This window comes from Spirosoma utsteinense (assembly GCF_014282275.1).
Lineage (GTDB): Bacteria > Bacteroidota > Bacteroidia > Cytophagales > Spirosomataceae > Spirosoma > Spirosoma utsteinense.
Genome location: NZ_VFIA01000107.1, coordinates 1 through 3,421, shown reverse-complemented (window position 1 = coordinate 3,421; position 3,421 = coordinate 1). Strand labels below are relative to the sequence as shown.

Annotated in this window: 3 protein-coding genes and 1 pseudogene; all 4 read left to right on the top strand. The window is 50.4% G+C overall.

The window, feature by feature from the left end:
• Positions 1 to 219: 219 nt before the first annotated feature.
• Entirely contained in the window at positions 220 to 816 is a 597-nt protein-coding gene (locus tag FH603_RS27755) for a hypothetical protein (RefSeq protein ID WP_186742545.1), read from the top strand.
• Positions 817 to 1,518: 702 nt separating this feature from the next.
• Entirely contained in the window at positions 1,519 to 1,719 is a 201-nt protein-coding gene (locus tag FH603_RS27750) for a hypothetical protein (RefSeq protein WP_186742543.1), read from the top strand.
• Positions 1,720 to 2,231: 512 nt separating this feature from the next.
• On the top strand, positions 2,232 to 2,768 hold the full coding sequence (locus tag FH603_RS27745; protein WP_186742541.1) for a helix-turn-helix domain-containing protein: 537 nt from the start codon (positions 2,232 to 2,234) through the stop codon (positions 2,766 to 2,768).
• 62 nt (positions 2,769 to 2,830) lie between these two features.
• Positions 2,831 to 3,313 (top strand): annotated as a pseudogene (locus FH603_RS27740) (IS630 family transposase); the annotation flags it as partial.
• Positions 3,314 to 3,421: the final 108 nt, after the last annotated feature.

The following is a 3,421-nucleotide window of genomic DNA, read 5'->3' as shown; positions in this document are numbered from 1 at the left end:
CCTTAAAGACCCCGAATTGTTACAGCGTGCCGGCGCTATCGCCAAAGCGATGGGCAATGCCGAAGCCAGCAACAAACTAATTGCCGACGCCCGCAAAACAAATCCAAATTTCACGCTGTAGACGCGTTCGTTTAACAACTCTAATCATGTTCGTCCGGGCCTGGTTCATCATGCTGCTGCTTACCAGCTGCCTGCTTATTGCGGGAACGGGCTTTATCAATGCCCCTGACGAACTTATACAGCACCGCTGGGAACGCTTCGTCTGGCAAAAGAACGGGCTTTATCAATGCCCCTGACGAACCGCGCTACGCCACAGCCGACTCCCATGCCCACCAGGTTCACCACCACCAGGACCGCTATTCGGATTTCGACGGTATGGATTTGGGCCTCGACGAACTGTCAGACCTGACCGTTCAGTCAACCACCGACGCCAGCACGCCCGATGAGCAACCGTCGCTGAAAATAACCGGAATTGACGCCCACTGCCTACCAATCCGCCCAGGCCTCATAACGGGGAAAGAAATTGATGTAAATGACCTTGGCGGAGATCGCGGGTTGACGGCTTTTGCGCACCCCATCAGTGAGCCCGACAACCGGCAGCAGCAGATACGTATACCAGCAATGGGACCTGAATACCTACTAAATATTACCAAAGTCAGATGCTATTGGTATATGGTACAGGACGGCAATCGGCTTTATTCAAGCTGGAAAACTTGCACCCCTAATCCAATAAGCGGCTCACAAAAAGTAATCTGTAAGGCAGGGAGCCTGGCTATACTGCTTCTTTTTCTACCACTATCCCATATTTGCGCTTGACCAAAAATACCCGGCTGCGCTAGTGGCAATCCGGGTATCCAGCAACATCTTACTCTTCGTTGATAAAGGCTTACAGTACGTACCACCGATTAATGGGCCTTACTGTGGTCTCGAACAATTTCAACCCGTTCATTTAATCCACGTATTTCCAGATAGTAGCGACCTTCCTCCTTTATAACCTGCGCGCGGGGATTATACAGAAAATGATAAAGGTATTTGCGCTCATTTTGTCGCCAAGTTCCTCCGCGGGTAAAGGTAAACCGTACCCGTTGGTCGCTGTAACCTCTGAAAGGGCCCCATAAACGTCCTTCTTGAATAATCATGGTTGATCATTAGTTTGTCTAGGAAGTATATACGAGCGAGCAGCGCGCGAAAGATTTTTTAATCTATATTCATTTCAGCCTGGCTGTAGGAAACCAGTAGCTAAAACTAGTTAAGACCGGTTTGTTGGGCACTGACCGCTAAGAAGAAGTTTACGAGTTGATTTACCCAGGACCCAGCGGTACTGTACCGCGTCCACGACGGTACTCGCCGCTGTACCTACCTGTAAGGGGCAAAAGTAAGGATAAGCCCTGATCCCCAAACCATGCTCAACCCACGTTCCAACCGGTAAGACGGGCTGCCTAAATCCAGGCCTCAACCCAGTGCGTATATAGTCTCCAAGGGCCGCTAACCCGCCTGCTCCGGGTTACATCCTACGAGTTGATAAAGACTTTTTTGCTTGCCTTATGCCCATCCAGCAGCCTGCCCCATGTCCTGAGTCGGAACGTCCTGTTCATCAAGCCGTCCCCCTGGCAACGGGGAGGGGGTATCCCCCCGTTGCCAGGGGCGATGGTCTCTCCGCTCATGAATGATTGGGTGCTTACTTTGCCCGCCACCCAGGTGGGTAGCCCCGGTTTGTAACCTTACTCTTAGACCCTCAACTCGCCGGTATGTTAAACCCCTTAAAAAGGGGAGTGAACTCCCCCTTCCGGCTTGTTGAAGTAGCTTATTCGTCTCTCAAACGATCCCTAGTAATGTGCATTCCTGGCCAATTGTCAAACCCCCTAGTGACGTGGTTTGACTTCTGCTGGTGTCACGGTTGATGGTTTCGTCGGGCTGCTTCCTGACCCCTACGGGTAGTACACAGCCTAAACCGCTTACTACCCGCCAAATAAATGGCCCCAGAGTAACTGGGCTGATGAATCAGGTAGCCGCCTTCAAGATGCCTACCCGAAACCCGTTGCTAGTGGGCCAGTTGAATCCAGCATTCGGGTCAACCGCTCAGTCAATTCACCAACACTCTTATTTTGCTTAGTTAGTCAGTTCACCAATTTTTCAAATTAACCTTATGAATCAGTTTATTAGAACCAACATCTTTACTAAGTACAATCAAGAAAGACTTGGCGGATGCCGAGTTTGTTTATCTTTGATCCATGCTGGCACTCAAAATCGACAATTTAACCCCTTCTGCTCATCAGGCACTGACGGAGTTATACGATAAGACGAAAATACCCCGCTTACGCACGCGGGCGCAGATGGTATTGCTTTCGGCGGAGCAAGCCTTGAAAGCCCCCCAGATTGCGCTGATTGTTCGCGAAAGTGAACGCACGGTCCAGCGCTGGCTCAAACGCTACCAAGCCGAAGGGATCAATGGTCTTCAGGATGCGCCCAAATCGGGCAAGCCCTCCAAAGTTAGTCTCGCTTACCGACAACAGCTTTTGAGTAGTGTGCGCCAACGGCCTCGCAGTTTAGGCCTGGAATTTTCGCTGTGGACCCTGGCTCGACTGGCGGATTATTTAGCCGAACAAACCGGTATTCGTCTATCGGAAGAGGGGGTCCGGCTGCAACTCAAAGCAATGGAGATTGTCCTGTCCCGGCCTCAACACAAGATTAGCAGTCCTGATCCTGACTACTTGTTTAAAAAAACGGTCCGCCGTCGCGGGAGGTTGAAAGCAAAAGAGACCATTTAGAAGCAGATGCGGTCTTTTACTATGCCGATGAGTTTAATGTGAGTTAGCAACCCACCCTAAAAGCCATGTGGAGCCCAGTTGGTCAGCAAGTAATGATTCCGACCCCTGGGCAGACCAATAAACGTTTTGGCATCGGGGCGGTCAATTATCATACCGGGGAAACGGTGGTGATTGTTCGCAAACGCAAACGCCGCGAGCAAATCGCTGAGTTACTGACTCAACTGCTGGTGAAGCATCCGACTCAGACGGTGTATGTGGCTTGGGACAATGCGGATACCCATAGTGGTGGAGAAATAGACGCTATAGTGCGAGGGGCTGCTGGTCGATTAGTCTTACTCTACTTACCGACCTACAGCCCTTGGTTGAATCCGATCGAAATGCTGTGGCGACATTGGCGACGAGCGGTCACCCATTGTGAGTTATTCGAATCCATCAAAAACCTGATAGAAGCAACCAACAACTTCTTTACCCGCTATAACCGAATGCCTGAAAAAGTACTTTCAATCATTGGCGCAACCCGTCAAGTCTTTCTTGATTGTACTTAGTAGCCAATTGGCTACTGAGTTCGCCTCAATCACTCACATTCGCTACAGTCATTCTCATTGGTGCAGCCTACTACGAGACCGTGAAGGAATGTATTTCTATAAGCCTCG

Bases quoted from the DNA above. Each gene is read 5' to 3' on its own strand.
- FH603_RS27755 (WP_186742545.1), top strand. From the start codon at position 220: ATGCCCCTGACGAACTTATACAGCACCGCTGGGAACGCTTCGTCTGGC.
- FH603_RS27745 (WP_186742541.1), top strand. From the start codon at position 2,232: ATGCTGGCACTCAAAATCGACAATTTAACCCCTTCTGCTCATCAGGCA.